The following is a 16129-nucleotide window of genomic DNA, read 5'->3' on the forward strand; positions in this document are numbered from 1 at the left end:
TGCGCCTTCCAGCGGGCCGTCACGTCCACGGCGCTGCCCGCGAAGCCCACGAGCCGGCCGTCGCGCAGCAGGGGGACCACGGCGATGTCGCAGAGTATTTCCCGGTGGCCCGGCAGCTGGAACATGGCCTGGCAGTTGCGCGGCGCCAGCCGGGCCAGGGGATCGAGCAGGGCCTGGATCTGCGCGCGGTACGGGCCGTCCACGATGTTCTCCAGCGGCTGCCCTACGGCCTCGGAGCTGGGCTGGCCGGTCAGTTGTTCCCAGCGCGCGTTCACGAAGGTCAGCAGACCCTCGCTGTCGGTGCGAAAGATCAGCTCCTGCACGCTGCGCATGAGCACGGCCATCTCGTGCTCGCTGCGCGCCAGGCGCGCCTGGGCCTGCTCCATGGCCTGCTGTGCCGTCTTCTGCTCCCTGCGCGTCTTGAGCACCGACCAGCTCAGGCCCAGCACCAGGGCCAGCAGGGCCACGCCGGCCACGAAGAAGGCGAAGGCGTCATCCCTCCAGCGCGCCACCAGGGCTGCGTAGGGCTCCTCCACCACCAGCAGCAGGGGCCAGTTGCGCACGGTGCGAAACGACACGATCTCATGGGAGCCGAGCATGCCCGCGCCGATGTAGGAGCCGAATTCGCTGTGCGGCAGCCACTGCCGGAACAGCGGTGTCTGCAGCACGGCGGTCGCCTGCACGCCCGTGCCCGCATTGGTGCTGGCCAGCGGCCGGCCGTCGTAGGTCAGCAGCACGGCCTCGTAGCTGAGGATCTCCAGCGTGGCCTGGTAGAAGTTGGCCACGGCGTCGGGGTTGATCAGGGCCACCAGCACGGCGGGCATGCCGTTGTCCTGGTGAAAGCCCAGCAGCTGCGGCAGAAACGATACGCCGCGCGGCGACGGGTGCGCGCGGGGCGCCAGGGCCGACAGGCCACGGCCGGGCACCAGCCGGCCCAGCAGGGGCTTGCCGGGCACGACGACAGCGCTCTTGTCGTGCAGCAGCTCCTGCATGTCGATCTGCTGGCCGGCCTCGCCCGCCTGGGTGCTGGCCAGGATGAGTCCCTTGTCGTCGAGCAGGGCCATGCTGCGCAGGTAGGGCAGCTGGGCGATCAGCTGGGCCATGGCGGCCTCGCGCGTGCTGCGCGTGCTGCCGGCGGCCAGGATGGCGGGGTGGTGCGCCAGGCTGGACAGGGCCATTTCGGTGTTCTCGAAGGTCTTGGCCGTCTGGTCCTCCAGCACGCGCGCCAGCAGTGCGGCCTGGGACTTGCTCTGGTCGGCCTCGGCGTGCAGCTGGCTCCAGACGAAGAGCACCAGCCCGGCAAGCACGCACAGGGCAAAGGTCAGCACCAGTGCCTTGATGTGGGCGCTGCGTCCGGCACCCAGGAAATGATGCGCGGTAGCTCGATCAGACATGATGAAGATGCTCCATCAGAAATTCCGGGGCGCGACGATGGCGGTCAACCCGTCGTGCGGCACAGGAACGGGCCGGGCCGGCGCGAACGCCTGCGTCCAGTGCCAGCCGCCCGCCAGCCTGCGGCTGGACGGGCCGTCTGCCATGGACAGGTCCACGCGGCCGGTCTCCCGTGCGCGCATCATCATCAGTCGCTCCTTTCAAGGCTGGCCAGGATCTGCAGCAGCCGGGTCGGGCTGAAGGGCTTGACCAGGTATTCGTCGGCGCCCGCATTGAAGCCCGCCTCGCGGTCCTCTGCGCTGTCCCGGGCGGTGAGCAGCACCACCAGGGTATGTCGCAGATCGTAGGAGGTCTTGATGCGACAGCACACCTCCAGGCCGTCCAGCGTGCCGGGCATCATCATGTCCAGCAGCACGATATCGGGCTTGTTGCGCTGGGCCACGGCCCAGGCTTCGTCGGCGGTGGGCACCTCCATGACCTCGTAGGCGCCGGACTCCAGCGTCATGCGCAGCAGTTTGCGGATGTCGGCCTGGTCTTCGACGATCAGTATCTTCTTCATGGCGGACCTTTCACAACGCAGTTGAAGGGGGCTGCGTGAGGTTAAATCATAAATATCAAATTCATCAAATTTATATTGAATTTTTCAATCGTATTTGATGCAAAATTGCTGCCATGTCCGAGAACAGCACCCCATCAGGCCAAATTCCGCACTACACGACTGCCGAGGTGGCAAAGCTGCTGGGCATGGCCGTGCGATCGGTCCAGCTCATGGTCGATCGCGGCGAGCTGGAGGCCTGGAAGACGCCCGGAGGCCATCGCCGCATTACGCGCGCTTCCGTGGAGCGCTGGCGCAGCAGGCAGGGCGAGCGCGCAGCGCCCGGGGTGCCCGGCGCACCAGCGGTGGCACAGGCGCCGGCCTCTGCCCAGGCGGGATCGGGCACCGGGCAGCGCGTGCTGCTGATCGAGGACTCCGTGCACTTCCAGAATCTGGTGCGCATGCTGGTGCAGCGTCACTTTCCCGAGGTCCAGCTGCATGTGGCGAACGACGGGATCACGGGCATGGCGCTGTACGGCCAGATCCAGCCCGATGTGCTGCTGGTGGACATCCTGCTGCCCGACATCGATGGCGCCGCCCTGATCACCACCTTGCGCACCCATGAGCAGTTCGCGCGCTGCAAGCTGCTGGTGGTCACCTCGCTGGAGGCGTCAGAGCGCGAGGCCTATGCCTTCGCATTGGGCGGCGTGCGCGTGATCCACAAGCCCCAGCTGGTGCAGGAGCTGCCCGAAGCGCTGGGCGGGCTGCTGGGCGGGCCGGCGGCGTGAACGCGCCCCTTCCTGCGGTCCTGCTGGTCGAGGACGATGCCTCGATTGCGCGGTTCGTTGCGCTGGCGCTGGAGGGCCTGCCCCTCACGCTGGTGTCCTGCACGAGTGCGGAGCAGGCCCAGCAACTGCTGCAAACCCAGCCCTTTGCCCTGCTGATCACCGATCTGATGCTGCCCGGCGCCTCCGGCGTGGAGCTGATCGAGTGGCTGCGCCGCTCGCCGCAGGCGGGCTGCTGCGCCGTGGTCTTCAGTGCCGGCGTGCGGGCCGATGTTGCGCTGCAGCTGGAGCAGTTGAAGGTGTGGCGCGTGCTGCTCAAGCCGGTGTCGGTGGCGCAACTGGTGGACTGCGTGGAGTCGGTGCTCCAGCAGCATGCGCCGCCTCCCCCTCCCAGGCAGGAGGCCGGGACGGGCGAGGGCGCCGATGCGCAGCCGGATGTGCGATCGGATGTGCAACCGGATGCGCAACCGGATGCGCCGTCGGACGCGCTCGCCATTGCCAATTTCTTTGGTGGCGACGCAGGCCTGTTCCACAGCTACCGTGACATCTGCCTTGCACACTTGCCCGACGATATCGCCCGGATGGAGGTCCTTATCGCGGAGCAGAACGCCATGGCCCTGCGCAGGCAGGCGCACAGCCTGCAGAGCGTGTTGCGCCTGCTGGGACAGGAGCGGGCCAGCGGACTGACCAGGAGCCTGGAGCAGGCCTGCCTGGCCGGCGACTGGGCCGGTGTCGCCGATGTCTGGCGGCCACTGGGCGCAGCCTTGCAGCAGCTGCTGGAAAGCGCAGGCCAGCGCGACCGGCGCGACTGAGCGCCGTGCCGGCCTGCCCCGGCTTCAGCCCGGCGGCCTGCGCCGCAGCCATCCATGCCAGATCCCTGCCGCCGTGGGAACGGCCAGGCAGACGCCGGCCAGCATGTCGCCAAGGCCGCCGTCGCTGAACAGGGCCGAGACCAGGCCGATGGCCGTCAGCACGCCCAGCGCGATGGGCCAGCCCCAGAGTGCGAGAAAGCCCCGGTGTCGCGCGCCGCTCATGCCGAGACCTCCTTGCCGCGCGGCGCGGGCTGCGCGGCCGGCAGGCTCTTGCCCTTGTTGACCCACAGGTACAGGCCGGTGCCCAGCACGATGATGCTGGCGATGTCCAGCAACGCCCAGAGGATCTGCATGGCCCGCCCGCCGTAGTCGCCGAAGTGCAGCGGCTGGGACACCAGCAGCGCCGTCAGATACCAGGGCAGGGCGGGCGCGGCCGTGACCTGGGCGGTCCTGGCGTCCACCAGCACGGGCAGGAACAGGCGCGAGGTCAGGGGCTCGTTGCCGCGCAGGAAGAAGGTGTGGTGGTGCGGGCTGGAGAACGTGGTGCCGGGGAAGGCGATGAAGTACAGCCTGGTGCCCGGCACCTGCTGCTGGGCGGCCTGCAGCGATTGCTGCAGCGAGGCGCGCTCCGCCACCGGCACCGTGTCCTGGCCCTGGTAGGGCGCCAGCACGCTGCTGAGCTGGTCATGCTGCCAGTACTTGATCAGCAGGTCGGCCCAGGTATTGATCATGCCGGTGGCGCCCACCACGAACAGCCACACCAGCGTGACGATGCCCAGCAGGTTGTGCAGGTCCAGCCACTTCAGGCGCGGCTGGCGCGTGCGGCGCACGGTGCCGAAATCGAGCTTGCGCATGAAGGGCGCGTACAGCACCACGCCGCTGACGATGGCGATCAGCAGCAGCAGCCCCATGAAGCCCAGGAACAGCTTGCCCGGCAGCCCCGCGAACAGGTCCACGTGCAGCTTGAACATGACCCACATGAAGCCCTGGTCGAAGCGCGGCTGGGCCAGCAGTTCGGCCGTGCGCGCATCGATGACCACGGAGCGGAAATCGTCCGTGGGCGCCGGCGTGGGCGTCATGGTGACGAACCAGAGGTCGTCGGTGTCGTCGGACTTGGAGACGAACTGCACCACGCGGTCCGGGTGCTGGACACGGGCCACCTCCAGCACCTTGTCCAGGCTGGCATGGGGCGTGCCCTGGGGCATGGGCGGGGCCTCCACCTCGGTGCCCAGCAGGTGGCCGATTTCGTGGTGGAAGATCAGCGGAAGGCCGGTCAGGCACAGCAGCAGCATGAAGACGGTGCAGACCAGGCTGCTCCATTTGTGCAACCAGGCCCAGGTCTTGATCGTGTGGCTTTGCATGGGGTGTTCTTTTCTCTGACAGAAGGGGGCCTGCGGCCCCCGCCATCACCGCGCCCCCGGCGCCATGCCGGGGGCGGGGCGGTTGCCGGTTGCCGGGGGCTTAGAAGTCCACTTGTGCCGACAGCATCAGCGTGCGCGGCGCGCCCGTGGTGGTGTAGCCGGCGGCAGTCACCCAGTAGCTCTTGTTGCTGACGTTCTCCAGGCTGGCGCGCAGCACCACCGGCTTGCCGGCCACGTGGGTGCGCAGGCGTGCGCCCAGGTCCAGGCGTGTCCAGCCGGGCATGCGCAGGATGTTGGCCGCGTCGTAGTACATGGACGAGGTGTGGATCACGCGGCCGTTCAGGCTCAGGCCCTCCACCCAGGGCGTATCCCAGTCCAGGCCCAGGTTGAAGGTGCGCTCGGGCACGCCGTTGGCATCGTTGCCCTGGTTCACGCCGCCTGCCGTGCGCGAGAGCCTGGCGTTGTTGAAGGCCGCGCTGGCCAGCAGGCGCAGGCCCTTGTGGATCTCGCCGTAGGCGGTCAGCTCCAGGCCGCGGTTGCGCGTCTCGCCGCCGAAGCTGTAGACATTGGTCACCGGGTCCGTCATGGAGCCCGGGCGCTGGATCTGGTAGAGCGCGGCCTGCGTGGTCATGCGGCCCCAGTCCACCTTCACGCCCACTTCGTACTGCTTGGACTTCTGCGGCGCGAACACCTGGCCGGCATTGGCCGTGTTGGGCCCGGCCGTGCCGCCTGCCGACAGGCCTGCCGTGTAGTTGGCGTAGACCGCGACATGGTTCTGCGGCTTGAACACCACGCCGGCCAGCGGCGTCACGGCGCTGGCCTTGTACAGCGTGGTGCCGCTGGCGTTCTTCTGGTCGATGGTCTGGTCGCGCAGGCCCACGGTCACCAGCACGCGGTCGCTGAACAGCGCCATGGTGTCGGCCAGCGCCAGGCTGTGCTGCGTCAGCTCGGCGTTCTTGGTGGGCGCGCCGCGCACGAAGTCGATGGCAGGCAGGGGCGACGGGTTGTAGATGTTGGAGGGGACGGCTTTGGTGGTCAGCTGGTAGAAGTAGCCGCTCTCGCGGTCCATGTAGTTGGCCGCGGCCACCACGGTGTGGCCGATGGCGCCGGTCCTGAAGCGCGTGCGCAGGCCCACGTCGGCCGAGGTGGTCTTGTTGAACTCGTCGTAGAAGCCGTTGCGCACCGTGAAGTTGCCCAGCGAGTCGATGCGCTGCACGGCCGTGGGGAAGCTCTGGTCGCTGGACACATCGCTGTAGCCCACGCCGCCGTAGACGGAGGTGTTGGCGTTGATGTCGTATTCCACGCGCGAGATCACGGTCTTGGCCTTGTCCAGCAGCTCCGTGCCCGGGTTGAAGTTGATGCGGCTGTCGGGCACGGCGGGCACCTGGGTGATGCCGGCCAGGAAGGCGCTTTGCGGGCGGAATTCCGTGGTCTTGCCGCTGGTGGTCAGCGCGTCCAGCGACCAGCGCAGGCCCTGGCCTTCGTAGTCCAGCCCCACCGAGGCCAGGCCCAGACGCTGGCGGCCGCCGTCGATATTGCCTTCGCCGTTGCGCCACACGCCATTCACGCGCACGCCCCACTGGTTGTCTTCGCCAAAGCGGCGGCCCACGTCCAGGTGGGTGCCGAACTGGGCCTTGCCCATGTAGGTGGCGGTCAGGCGGTTCAGCGGCACGTCGCCCGCGCGCTTGGTCACCACGTTGATGCTGCCGCCGATGCTGCCGCTGGGACCCACGCCATTGGTCAGCGAGCCGGGGCCCTTGAGCACTTCCACGCGCTCGATCACCTCCAGCGGCAGTCGCGTGGAGGGCGACAGGCCGTACAGGCCGTTCACCGACACATCGCGCATGGACAGGGAAAAGCCCCGCACCTGGAAGTCATCGCCATAGCCGCCGCGCGCCTGCAGCGTGCGCACCGAGGCGTCGTTCATCACCACGTCGGCGATGGTCAGCGCCTGCTGGTTCTCGATCAGCTCCGAGGTGTAGTTGGTCGTGCTGAAGGGCACGTTCATCTGGTCGGTCTTGCCCAGGATGCCCAGGTCGCCGCCGCGCGCGATCTGGCCGCCGGCATAGGTCTTTTGCAGTCCGCCGATGGCCTCGGCCTGGTCGCTCACCGTCACCTCCTTGAGGGCCGGGCCCTCGGCCGTCTGGGCCGCCACGCCCACGGCGGCCAGGGCCAGGCCGGCGCCCAGGCATTGGCGGATCAGGCGCGTGAGGGGGTGGGGAGCGAAGCGGAAGTCCGCAGGAGTGCTGGGGTGCGTCATGGCAGTCATGTGCAAAGGTTGGAAAAACCGTGAAGAAAAACCGGGGAAGAAAAACAGGGAAAGGAGGGCAGGCCGGCCGTGGCCCTAGAAGCGCGCGCGCAGCGACACCGTGACGTTGCGCGGATCGCCGTAGTAGTTGTTGAAGTAGGTGCTGTTGGGCGAGAACTTGGCGTAGTAGCGCTTGTCCAGCAGGTTGCTCACGTTCAGCTGCAGCGAGTAGGTGTCGTCCAGGCGGTAGGCCAGCAGCGCGTCAAAAAGCGCATAGCCACCCTGGCGGGTGGTGACATCGCCCACGCTGGCGTAGGCATCGCTTTGCAGCCGCACGCCGGCGCCTGCGGTCCATCCCTGCAAGGGCCCCTTGAAGCGGTGGCTGGCAAACAGGCGCAGCGCATGGCGCGGGTCCACGGGCCGCAGCGGCTGGCCCACGTTGGCCTCGGAGGCGTCGCGCAGGTACCTGGCGTAGGTGTAGGTGTAGCCGGCCAGCACCTGCCAGCCCGGCGCGGGCTCGCCGGACAGCTCCAGCTCCCAGCCCTGGCTGCGGCTCTTGCCGCCGGCCATGAAGCAGTGGCTGGTCGGGTACCACGGCAGGCAGGGCATGGCCGATGCCGTGTCCTGCATGGCGCTGCCCACGCGCTGGATGCGGAACAACGACACGCTGGCCTGCAGCCGGCCGTCCATGAAACTGCCCTTGAGCCCGGCCTCCAGGTCCTCGCCCCGGGCGGGCGCCAGGATGCTGCCGTCGGCGGCCTTCTTGTCCTGGGGGCTGAAGATCTCGCTGTAGCTGGCATAGGCGTCGAGCGTGTCCGACAGCGCATGCACCAGGCCCGCATAGGGCGTCAGCTCGCGGCGCACGCTGTAGCCGCTTTGGGCATTGCCGGGTTCGAGATAGCTCCACCAGCTCAGGCGCGCGCCGGCAATCGCGGTGAGCGAGTCGGTCAGCGACAGCCGGGCCCGCGCGAATCCGCCGTACTGGTGGATGTGGGACACGGGCGATGAATAGGCGTTGCCGTTGCCCTCGCTGTAGAAGGGCTCGGGGTAGCTGGTGTACGGATTCCAGCCGCGGATGTCCACATTGCGCAGCGGGCTCACGCCCCAGTAGCCCGTGGCGCCCGTGCTGCGGATGCGCTGCAGGTCGGCGCCCAGCGACAGCTCGTGCCTGCGGCCCAGGGCCTCGAAGGGGCCGCTGGCCAGCAGGCTCAGCGCGTTCTGCGTGCTGCCGTCGCCGCCATAGATGGAGGTGCTCACGTCGAACAGGTAGGGATTGCTGTCGCTGGCCCTGGAAAACGAGGTCTGCTTGAACCCGTCCGACCGAAAGCGCGTGTGCGCCGCCTGGGCCTTCAGTTGCCAGCCGCTGTCCAGCCGGTGCTCCAGCTCGGCAAAGGCCTGCTGGTTGTGGCGGTCCCAGGTATTCCAGGGCGTGCCCAGGTAGGTGCTGCGCGGCAGGCCGAGCTGGCTGCCGTCGGCGGCGGCAGGCAGGCCGCCCCAGGAGCCCGTGGCCTGCAGGTCCGTGTGCTGCAGGCCGGCCGTGAGCGTGGTGCGCGGCCCCAGGTCCGCCTCCAGCGCGCTGTACAGGCCCAGGCGCTTTTCCTTGCGCGCGGTCTGGAACGATGCCTTGTCGTCCGCCAGCGCCACCAGCCGGCCGCGCAGCGTGCCGGCTGCGTTCAGAGGGCCGGACAGGTCGGCCTCCATGCGCTGGCGGTCCCAGGAACCCAGCGTCAGCGCGGCCGAGCCCTGCCATTGCGCCGTGGGCCGCTTGCGCACCATGTTCACCATGGCCGAGGGCGAGCCCGCGCCACGCAGCAGGCCCGTGGCGCCGCGCAGCACCTCCACGCGGTCCAGCATGGCCGTATCGGGCTGGATGAAGGTGGAGGCCGAGGCCACCTGGTTCACATTGAGCCCGTCCACCTGCAGCGAATCGATCTGGTAGCCGCGCGAGTAATAGGCGATGCGCTCGCTGTCGATGTACTCCACCGTCACGCCCGGCGTGTGCTGCAGCACGGCATGCAGGTCGGGCAGGGCCTGCTCGTCCAGCCACTGGCGCGTGAGCACGGTCACGGGCTGCGGGATGTCGCGCACCGACTGAAGCCCCTTGTAGCCCGTGACCAGGCTGGCCGCGTAGCTGTCCGATGCCTCGGTCGTAGCACTGGCCGGCGCCGTGGCCCGGACCGTGACCGTGCCCAGCGTCTGCCCGCCGATGCCCGAGGCCGCCGCTGGCAGCGGCCGCAGCGTATAGACGCCGCTGGACTCGCGCACGGCCTGCAGCGCCGTGCCCTCCAGCAGCCTCGCAAAACCATCGTCCACGGCATAGCGGCCCTGCAGGCCCGGCGACTGCCGCCGACCCAGTTGGGCCGCATCGAACGACAGCGCCACACCGGCCTGGTTGGCGTACTGGGCGATCACATGCGCGAGAGGTCCGGCGGCAACGGAAAAGCTGCGCTGCGCCGCCTGGGCTGACGACGCCGCCCGGGAGGGTGCCGGCGCCGCAGCGGCCAGCAGCAGCGCGATTGCCAGCAGCACGGCGCTGCCCCTGGACGCACGCCACCCCGGGGCGGCGGGGCAGCCGTGCTGGGGCTGTCGGGAGTTCGGGCGTGGCATGGTGGCTGGGAAAAGTGGCGTGACTCCCCGTATGCCGAACAAGCCCTGCCCATCCTGCAAGTTCCGCTGGACTTTTTTTGCGCTGCCGCTGAGATTTTCTCCCTTATTTCCCGTTGATCATCAGGTGGAGTAAGGCTGGATTGCTATGGTTTTATTTTTCCAGCCAACGCATCAGGACACCACCACCGGCCTGGGCTGGCGCGTTCCCGCCAGCGCCAGGCCCGCGAACAGCATCAGCATCAGGCCGTAGGCATAGGTGACCGGCAACAAGCCGAAGCGCGCGGCGGCCATGCCCGCCGCGATGGCCGGCATGCTGAACGCCAGGTAGCTGGCGATGTAGATGGCCGAGATCAGGGCGCCGCGCTCGTGCGGCTCGGCCAGCGGGATCACGCTGCGCAGCGCGCCCTGGAAGCCCACGCCGAAGCCCGCGCCCGCCACCACTGATGCCCCCAGCACCAGGGGCAGGCTTTGCAGATGGGCGCCGACCAGCAGCAGGGCCACCCCGGCCAGCAGGCCGCTGCCGCCGAACTGCAGCATGGCGCGCGGCGCGCGGCTGCGCAGCGTCCAGATGGCGGCGGCGGCGCTCAGCGTGTTGATGCACACGGCAAAGCTGGCAGCGACCTCCGAGCCCGTGACCGAGCGGATCATCGACGGGCCCAGCGACAGGTAAAAGCCCCCCAGCGCCCACACCGTGATGCTCATGGGCAGCACGCGCATGAAGTCGGCCCGGGCCTGGCCCGGAACACGCACGCGCGGGCGCATGGCGGCCAGTGCGCCGGGGCGGCGCGCGCCCGTCTCGGGCAGCACGGCCATGGCGGCGGCCACGGCCACGAAGATCAGCGCCATGAGCCAGAACACCAGGCCCAGCTGCTGGCGCCACAGCTGCGCGAACTCGCCCGCCACGACAATGCCCGCCGCCATGCCGACCATGGGCGCCATGGTGCTCACCAGCGTGCCGCGCTCGCGGTGCAGGTCCAGCAGCGCCGCGCCCATGGCCGCACTGGCCATGCCGGTGGCAAAGCCCTGCAGCACGCGTGCCAGCACCAGGGCCTGCACGTCGCCCGCGCGGGCGAACACCGCCAGCGAGACGATCTCCAGCACCAGCGCCGCCAGGATCACGGGCTTGCGGCCCAGGTGGTCCGACAGCGCGCCCGTGGTGAGCAGGGCCAGCAGCAGGCTCAGCGCATAGACCGCGAAGACCAGGGTCAGCATGCCCGAGGAAAAGCCCCAGTCCTGCTGGTAGAGCCGGTACAGCGGCGTGGGCGCGCTGGAGGCCGCGAAGAAGCTGCCCAGGCCGAAGGCCAGGACGGCCAGGCTGCGGCCGGGCCGGGCAGCGGGAGTGGAGTTGGATGGTTGCAGTACCGACATGGTTAAGAGCCCCGCTGCACAATTAATGCAAAGTTTTTGCGTTAGCGAATTCTGCGCTTGTGCGCTGCTAACGCAAATTTTTAGCTTTAATAACCATGAGCACGCAAGTCCCATCCCTTTCTAAAACAGGCGGTCCCGCCCGTCCCGGCGGACGCAGCGCGCGCATCCAGGCCACGGTCTACCAGACCGTCAAGGGCCTGCTGGAAACCATGCCGCGCGAGGAACTGAGCTTTCCGCTCATCGCCGCCCAGGCGGGCGTGACGCCGTCCACCCTCTACCGGCGCTGGGGCGACCTACAGCAGCTGCTGGCCGATGTGGCCGTGGAAATCATCCGGCCCACGGCGCCGCCGCTGGACACGGGCACGCTGGAGGGCGACCTGCTGGCCTGGGCCGAGCAGTTCCTGGAGGAATCGGCCTCGCCGCTGGGCCGCACCATGCTGCGCGACATGGCCGCCGCAGCGGGCAACGAGCACACGCCCTGCGCCTGCGTGGAAATCCTGCGCGGGCAACTGGCGCAGATCGGCGAGCGCGCAGCGCGGCGTGGCGAGGCGATGCCCGCTGCGGACACCCTGATCGACGCGCTGGCCGCGCCCATCGTCTACCGCGTGCTGTTCGACCTGCCGCCGTCCCTGGAACACGTGCAGGCACGGGTGCGCGGCCTGCTGCAGGCTGAACCGGCCTAGCCCTTCAGCGCCCGCGCCAGCACCTCGAAGATCCGCGCATCCGAGCACTGCGCCACATTGAAGCGCAGGAAATCGCCTGCGCTCTGCGACTGGCTGAAGGCATTGCCGGGCGCCAGCACCACGCCATCTTCCAGGCAGGTGCGCGCAAGCGCCGTGGCATCCATGCCCCCGGGCAACTGGCACCACAGGAACATGCCGGCCTGCGGCACCAGCCAGGGCTTCATGCCCAGGGCCTGCAGCCGCGCGGCCGTGCGTTCCATCTCCTGCGCCAGCCGCAGCCGCACGGACTCCATGTGCCTGCGGTAGCCGCTGTCGGTCAGCGTGCGCAGCACGATGTCGGCGGCCATGCGCCCGCCGCCGAAGTTGGTGGCGATCTTCAGGTCCGCCAGGTCCTGCGTCCAGTCGGGCCGCGCCGCGATGAAGCCGCAGCGCAGCGAGGCCGACACCGTCTTGGAGAAGCTGCCGATCTGGATCACGCGCGACAGGCCGTCGAAGGCCGCCAGCCGGGGCGCCGCATGGGTCTCCAGGTCGCAGAAGATGTCGTCCTCCACGATCACCAGGTCCGAGCTGTCGGCCAGCTTGAGGATGCGGTGCGCCACCAGTGGCGACAGCGTGGCGCCCGTCGGGTTGTGGATGGCCGAATTGGTGATGTACAGGCGTGGCGAATGCGCCTGCAGCGCGTCGGCGAACCGGGCCACGTCGGGCCCCTGCGGCGTGTAGGGCACGCTCACGGCCTGCACGCGGTGCGCCTTGAGCAGCGCATGGAAATTGAAATAGCAGGGGTCGTCGATCAGCACCGTATCGCCGGGCTCCAGCAGGAAACGGCAGACCAGGTCGATGGAGTGCGTGCCCGACTCCGTCAGCAGGATCTGCTCGGGCGAGGTCTCCAGCCCCATGGCGGCCATGCGCCGCGCCAGCAGGCGGCGCAGTGCCGGGTGGCCCAGCGGCGTTGCGTACTCCGTCAGCTCCAGCGTGCCCGAGCGCGCCAGGGAGCGCAGCGCGCGGCGCACGCCTTCCTCGTACAGCCATGAAGGCGGCAGCCAGCCGCAGCCCGGCTTGAGCGCGTGGGCATCTGCCTGCAGCGACTGGCGGGCCAGCCACAGGGGGTCGACCTCCCTGTCCACGCGCGGCCCGATACCGCCCAGCGCCAGCGGCGCCACCGGCCCCGCCACATAAAAGCCCGAGCCCGGGCGCGAGGCGATCACCCCCTCGGCCGCGAGCCGCTCATAGGCCTCCACCACCGTGGACACCGACACCTGCATGGCCTGCGCCTGCGCGCGCACCGAGGGCAGGCGCGTGCCGGGCAGGCAGGTGCGCGCGGCGATGCGCGACTGGATCTCTTCCATCACCGCCTGGATGCGTGTGCCGCTGCGCATGGCTGCTCTCTCTTCTGTAGTGGATTTGTGTGCATAACAGTTCTTTTGAATTGTATTGGACTGTCTATGGAAGATCCGGCCGTGCAATGGCCCACTGCCTGCTGCAAACCAAGGAGCTTTTTGATGGACAAGACAAGCAGCGGGTGGATCAACGGATTCATCGGCGTGGCGATCTTTGCGGGATCGCTGCCGGCCACCCGCGTGGCGGTCGCCGACCTGGACCCCACCTTCCTGACCTGTGCGCGCGCCAGCATCGCGGCATTGCTGGCCCTGGCCATGCTGCTGGCGCTGCGCCAGCCCCGGCCCGCGCGTGCCGACATGCCTTCACTGGCGCTGAGTGCGCTGGGCGGTGTGGTGGGGTTTCCGCTGCTGACCGCGCTGGCGCTGCAGTACGTCACCTCGGCGCATTCCATCGTCTTCGTGGGCCTGCTGCCCCTGTCCACGGCCGTGTTCGCCGTGCTGCGCGGCGGCGAACGCCCGCGCCCGGCGTTCTGGCTGTTCTCGCTGGCGGGCGCGGCCTTCGTGGCCGGCTATGCGGCCGTGGGCGGGGCCGGGGGCTCGCTGCGCGGCGATCTGCTCATGCTGGCCGCCATCATCGTCTGCGGCCTGGGCTATGCCGAGGGCGCGCGCCTGTCGCGCACGCTGGGCGGCTGGCAGGTCATCAGCTGGTCGCTGGTGCTGGCCCTGCCCGTCATGCTGCCGGCCGCCCTGCTCAGCATGCCGGCATCGCTGGCCGATGTGGGCCGGCCCGCATGGCTGGGCCTGGCCTATGTCTCGCTGTTCAGCATGCTCATCGGCTTTGTCTTCTGGTACCGGGGCCTGGCCCAGGGCGGCATTGCGGCCGTGGGCCAGATCCAGCTGCTGCAGCCCTTCATGGGCCTGGGCCTGGCGGCCCTGCTGCTGCACGAGCAGGTGAGCTGGGGCATGGTGCTGGTCACCATGGCCGCCGTGGTCTGCGTGGCCGGGGCCAAGAAGTACGCGCGCTGAGCCCGTCCGGCGTGGTGCAGGGCGTGGTGCAGGGCGTGGTGCGGGGGGAGCGATGCAGGGCGGTCAGCGCCCGGCCTCGCGCATCACCTGCTGCGCGAACTCCGTGGCAGATCCTTCGAACGGCTGGTTGCTGGCCGCCTCCAGCCGGCTGCGGATGGCCGGCGCGCGCAGCGCCTGGGCCACCGCGGCATTGATGCGCTGGGCCAGCGCTGGCGCCATCTGCGGCGGCGCGAACAGGCCGAACAGCGAATCCAGGTTGGCCTGCGCATGGCCCAGCTGCGCCAGCGTGGGCACATCGGGCAGGGCTGCCAGCCGCTGCGGCGCGCCCACGGCCAGGGCCTTGAGGCGGCCCGCGCGCAGCGCCTGCAGCTGCAGCGGCGCCACATTGGTGGACAGCAGCTCGAAATGCCCGGCCAGCGCATCGTTGAGCTGCTGGCCCCCGCCCTTGTAGGGCACATGCACGATGGGAATGCGCGTGGCCTGCTCTATGCGCTGCAGCACGGCGTGGCCCGTCGTGCCCTCGCCCGTGGTGGCCCAGCGTATGCCGCCGGGCATGCCGCGCGCCTCGGCCAGCATGCCCTCGAAATCTGCGGCCTTCAGCGCCGGCGTGCCCACCAGCAGCATGGGCGTGCGCATCACGCCGGCCACGGGTGTCACGGAGGCTGCGGCCAGGCCCACGGCGGTGGCGGCGGCAAAGACCAGGGTGCGGCCGTCGGGCGCGCTGCGCGCCAGCAGCTCCAGCGCCACGGTGCCGCTGGCGCCGGGGCGGTTGTCCACGATCACGGCCGTGCCCCATTGCTGCGCCAGTTGCTCGGCCAGGGCGCGGGCCACCATGTCGCTGACACCGCCTGCGGGGTAGGCCACCACGATCCGCACGCTGGCGCCCGGCCAGGCGGGCCGGGCCGGCAATGCCTGGGCGGGCCAGGCCAGCGCGCAGGCAGCCGCCGCCAGCAGGGCGCGCCGGCCGGTATCGGTGCCTTGCGGTGCCCGCATGCCTCAGCCGCCCGGCGCCTGGTGGCGCTGCGCCAGCTCGCGCGCCAGGGCGATGAAGGTGGCCGCGGGTCCTGCGCCGCCGGTTTCCGTGCCGGCCTCGCGGTGCACCAGGGTGAGCGGGGCGCTCAGCCGCACGGCGGGCTCGAAGGCGCGGTAGACCACGGCCTCGGGATGGGCGCCGCGCACCGAGGCCGGCACGATGGACAGGCCCACGCCCGCCGCCACCAGGTTCACATTGGTCATCATGCGTTCCACCTCGGCGGCCACCTCCACCTGTACCTTGTGCCGGGCGCACAGCGCCAGCAGGTTCGCATACAGCCCCGGCGCGCCCGTGCGCCGCACAAGGATCAGGCGCTCGCCATCGAGCTGCCTGAGCGCCACGGGCCGCGATGCATCGCGCGCCAGCCGGTGGTCCACGGGAATGGCCAGCAGCGCGGGCTCCTGCAGCAGCGTCTCGAAAACCAGGCCTTCGGGCCGGGCCACCGGCACGCGCAGAAAGCCGCAGTGCATGCGCCCGGCCTGCACGGCCTCGGTGATCTCGGCGGCATTGTTCTCGCTCACATCCAGCGCAATGTCGGGATGGCGGCCACGGCACAGGCGCAGCACCTCGGGCGTGAAGGCATGGGCCGCCGCCGAGCTGGTGAAGCCCACATGGATGCGCCCGCGCTCGCCGCGCGCAAAGGCCTGCATGCGGTCGCGCATGGCGGTGAAGTCGGCCAGCAGCCGCGTGGCCTCGCCCTGCAGCTCCAGGCCCGCGTCGGTCAGGTCCACGCCCTTGGGGTGGCGCCGGAACAGTGCAATGCCCAGCTCCTCCTCCAGCGCGCGGATCTGCTGCGACAGCGGCGGCTGCTGCATGCCCAGCAGCTCGGCCGCGCGCGTGATGTGGCCGGTATCGGCCACGGCCAGGAAGTAACGGAGATGGCGCAGTTCCATATATGTGAAAAGTATCCAGCCGATATCCTAAAAATCTTTGAAATATTGG

The 16129-nt window shown here is 69.6% G+C and carries 15 protein-coding genes; 4 read left to right on the forward strand and 11 right to left on the reverse strand.

What is annotated here, in order from left to right; translation table 11 throughout:
• The 3 genes from PO605_RS00005 to PO605_RS00015 form a co-directional block, all read right to left on the reverse strand.
• Positions 1-1394: PAS domain-containing protein (locus PO605_RS00005; protein WP_272205742.1), on the reverse strand; the 1394-nt coding region annotated here is incomplete at its 3' end.
• Between the two features lie 15 nt (positions 1395-1409).
• A complete protein-coding gene (locus tag PO605_RS00010) occupies positions 1410-1580 on the reverse strand; it encodes a hypothetical protein (RefSeq protein ID WP_016454269.1) in 171 nt (56 codons plus the stop codon).
• Positions 1580-1951: a response regulator transcription factor gene (locus PO605_RS00015; protein WP_017407052.1), complete on the reverse strand. Its 372-nt coding sequence runs from the start codon at positions 1949-1951 to the stop codon at positions 1580-1582. Before PO605_RS00015 ends, PO605_RS00010 begins: the two co-directional genes overlap by 1 nt.
• Before the next feature lie 113 nt (positions 1952-2064).
• Between PO605_RS00015 and PO605_RS00020 the strand changes: the two genes are divergently transcribed.
• On the forward strand, positions 2065-2715 hold the full coding sequence (locus PO605_RS00020) for a response regulator (protein WP_047468581.1): 651 nt from the start codon (positions 2065-2067) through the stop codon (positions 2713-2715).
• On the forward strand, positions 2712-3524 hold the full coding sequence (locus PO605_RS00025; RefSeq protein ID WP_272205743.1) for an Hpt domain-containing response regulator: 813 nt from the start codon (positions 2712-2714) through the stop codon (positions 3522-3524). The genes PO605_RS00020 and PO605_RS00025 overlap by 4 nt, the downstream gene beginning before the upstream one ends.
• 24 nt (positions 3525-3548) lie before the next feature.
• Here PO605_RS00025 and PO605_RS00030 read toward each other — a convergent pair whose 3' ends face one another.
• The 5 genes from PO605_RS00030 to PO605_RS00050 form a co-directional block, all read right to left on the reverse strand.
• Positions 3549-3746, reverse strand: coding sequence for a hypothetical protein (locus PO605_RS00030; RefSeq protein WP_016450117.1), 198 nt, complete (start codon positions 3744-3746; stop codon positions 3549-3551).
• Positions 3743-4885: a PepSY-associated TM helix domain-containing protein gene (locus PO605_RS00035; protein WP_047472842.1), complete on the reverse strand. Its 1143-nt coding sequence runs from the start codon at positions 4883-4885 to the stop codon at positions 3743-3745. The genes PO605_RS00030 and PO605_RS00035 overlap by 4 nt, the downstream gene beginning before the upstream one ends.
• A 100-nt stretch (positions 4886-4985) precedes the next feature.
• Positions 4986-7154: a TonB-dependent receptor gene (locus PO605_RS00040; protein ID WP_047472843.1), complete on the reverse strand. Its 2169-nt coding sequence runs from the start codon at positions 7152-7154 to the stop codon at positions 4986-4988.
• A gap of 75 nt (positions 7155-7229) precedes the next feature.
• Positions 7230-9740 carry a TonB-dependent siderophore receptor gene (locus PO605_RS00045; protein ID WP_442874687.1) on the reverse strand — a complete coding sequence of 837 codons (2511 nt, stop codon included), beginning with the start codon at positions 9738-9740 and terminating at the stop codon, positions 7230-7232.
• A gap of 171 nt (positions 9741-9911) precedes the next feature.
• A complete protein-coding gene (locus PO605_RS00050) occupies positions 9912-11108 on the reverse strand; it encodes an MFS transporter (RefSeq protein WP_272205744.1) in 1197 nt (398 codons plus the stop codon).
• Between the two features lie 95 nt (positions 11109-11203).
• On the opposite strand from PO605_RS00050, the gene PO605_RS00055 reads away from it, so the two are divergent.
• A complete protein-coding gene (locus tag PO605_RS00055) occupies positions 11204-11791 on the forward strand; it encodes a TetR/AcrR family transcriptional regulator (RefSeq protein WP_047472662.1) in 588 nt (195 codons plus the stop codon).
• Here the strand turns inward: PO605_RS00055 and PO605_RS00060 are convergent.
• Entirely contained in the window at positions 11788-13167 is a 1380-nt protein-coding gene (locus PO605_RS00060) for an aminotransferase-like domain-containing protein (RefSeq protein WP_034368759.1), read from the reverse strand. The genes PO605_RS00055 and PO605_RS00060 overlap by 4 nt on opposite strands.
• A 123-nt stretch (positions 13168-13290) precedes the next feature.
• Here PO605_RS00060 and PO605_RS00065 point away from each other — a divergent pair, with 123 nt between their 5' ends.
• Positions 13291-14154 (forward strand): DMT family transporter, encoded by an 864-nt coding sequence (locus tag PO605_RS00065; protein WP_012203816.1) that lies wholly within the window; start codon positions 13291-13293, stop codon positions 14152-14154.
• Between the two features lie 63 nt (positions 14155-14217).
• Here the strand turns inward: PO605_RS00065 and PO605_RS00070 are convergent, their stop codons facing one another.
• Positions 14218-15147, reverse strand: a complete 930-nt coding sequence (locus tag PO605_RS00070) for a tripartite tricarboxylate transporter substrate binding protein (RefSeq protein ID WP_272205745.1) — start codon at positions 15145-15147, stop codon at positions 14218-14220.
• A gap of 3 nt (positions 15148-15150) precedes the next feature.
• Positions 15151-16080 (reverse strand): LysR family transcriptional regulator, encoded by a 930-nt coding sequence (locus tag PO605_RS00075; RefSeq protein WP_012203818.1) that lies wholly within the window; start codon positions 16078-16080, stop codon positions 15151-15153.
• Positions 16081-16129: the final 49 nt, after the last annotated feature.

It is taken from the genome of Delftia sp. DT-2 (assembly GCF_028401915.1).
In the GTDB taxonomy this organism is placed as follows: domain Bacteria; phylum Pseudomonadota; class Gammaproteobacteria; order Burkholderiales; family Burkholderiaceae_C; genus Comamonas; species Comamonas tsuruhatensis.

Bases quoted from the DNA above. Each gene is read 5' to 3' on its own strand.
- PO605_RS00010 (WP_016454269.1), bottom strand. From the start codon at position 1,580: ATGATGATGCGCGCACGGGAGACCGGCCGCGTGGACCTGTCCATGGCA.
- PO605_RS00015 (WP_017407052.1), bottom strand. From the start codon at position 1,951: ATGAAGAAGATACTGATCGTCGAAGACCAGGCCGACATCCGCAAACTG.
- PO605_RS00020 (WP_047468581.1), top strand. From the start codon at position 2,065: ATGTCCGAGAACAGCACCCCATCAGGCCAAATTCCGCACTACACGACT.
- PO605_RS00030 (WP_016450117.1), bottom strand. From the start codon at position 3,746: ATGAGCGGCGCGCGACACCGGGGCTTTCTCGCACTCTGGGGCTGGCCC.
- PO605_RS00035 (WP_047472842.1), bottom strand. From the start codon at position 4,885: ATGCAAAGCCACACGATCAAGACCTGGGCCTGGTTGCACAAATGGAGC.
- PO605_RS00040 (WP_047472843.1), bottom strand. From the start codon at position 7,154: ATGACTGCCATGACGCACCCCAGCACTCCTGCGGACTTCCGCTTCGCT.
- PO605_RS00045 (WP_442874687.1), bottom strand. From the start codon at position 9,740: ATGCCACGCCCGAACTCCCGACAGCCCCAGCACGGCTGCCCCGCCGCC.
- PO605_RS00050 (WP_272205744.1), bottom strand. From the start codon at position 11,108: ATGTCGGTACTGCAACCATCCAACTCCACTCCCGCTGCCCGGCCCGGC.
- PO605_RS00055 (WP_047472662.1), top strand. From the start codon at position 11,204: ATGAGCACGCAAGTCCCATCCCTTTCTAAAACAGGCGGTCCCGCCCGT.
- PO605_RS00060 (WP_034368759.1), bottom strand. From the start codon at position 13,167: ATGCGCAGCGGCACACGCATCCAGGCGGTGATGGAAGAGATCCAGTCG.
- PO605_RS00065 (WP_012203816.1), top strand. From the start codon at position 13,291: ATGGACAAGACAAGCAGCGGGTGGATCAACGGATTCATCGGCGTGGCG.
- PO605_RS00070 (WP_272205745.1), bottom strand. From the start codon at position 15,147: ATGCGGGCACCGCAAGGCACCGATACCGGCCGGCGCGCCCTGCTGGCG.
- PO605_RS00075 (WP_012203818.1), bottom strand. From the start codon at position 16,080: ATGGAACTGCGCCATCTCCGTTACTTCCTGGCCGTGGCCGATACCGGC.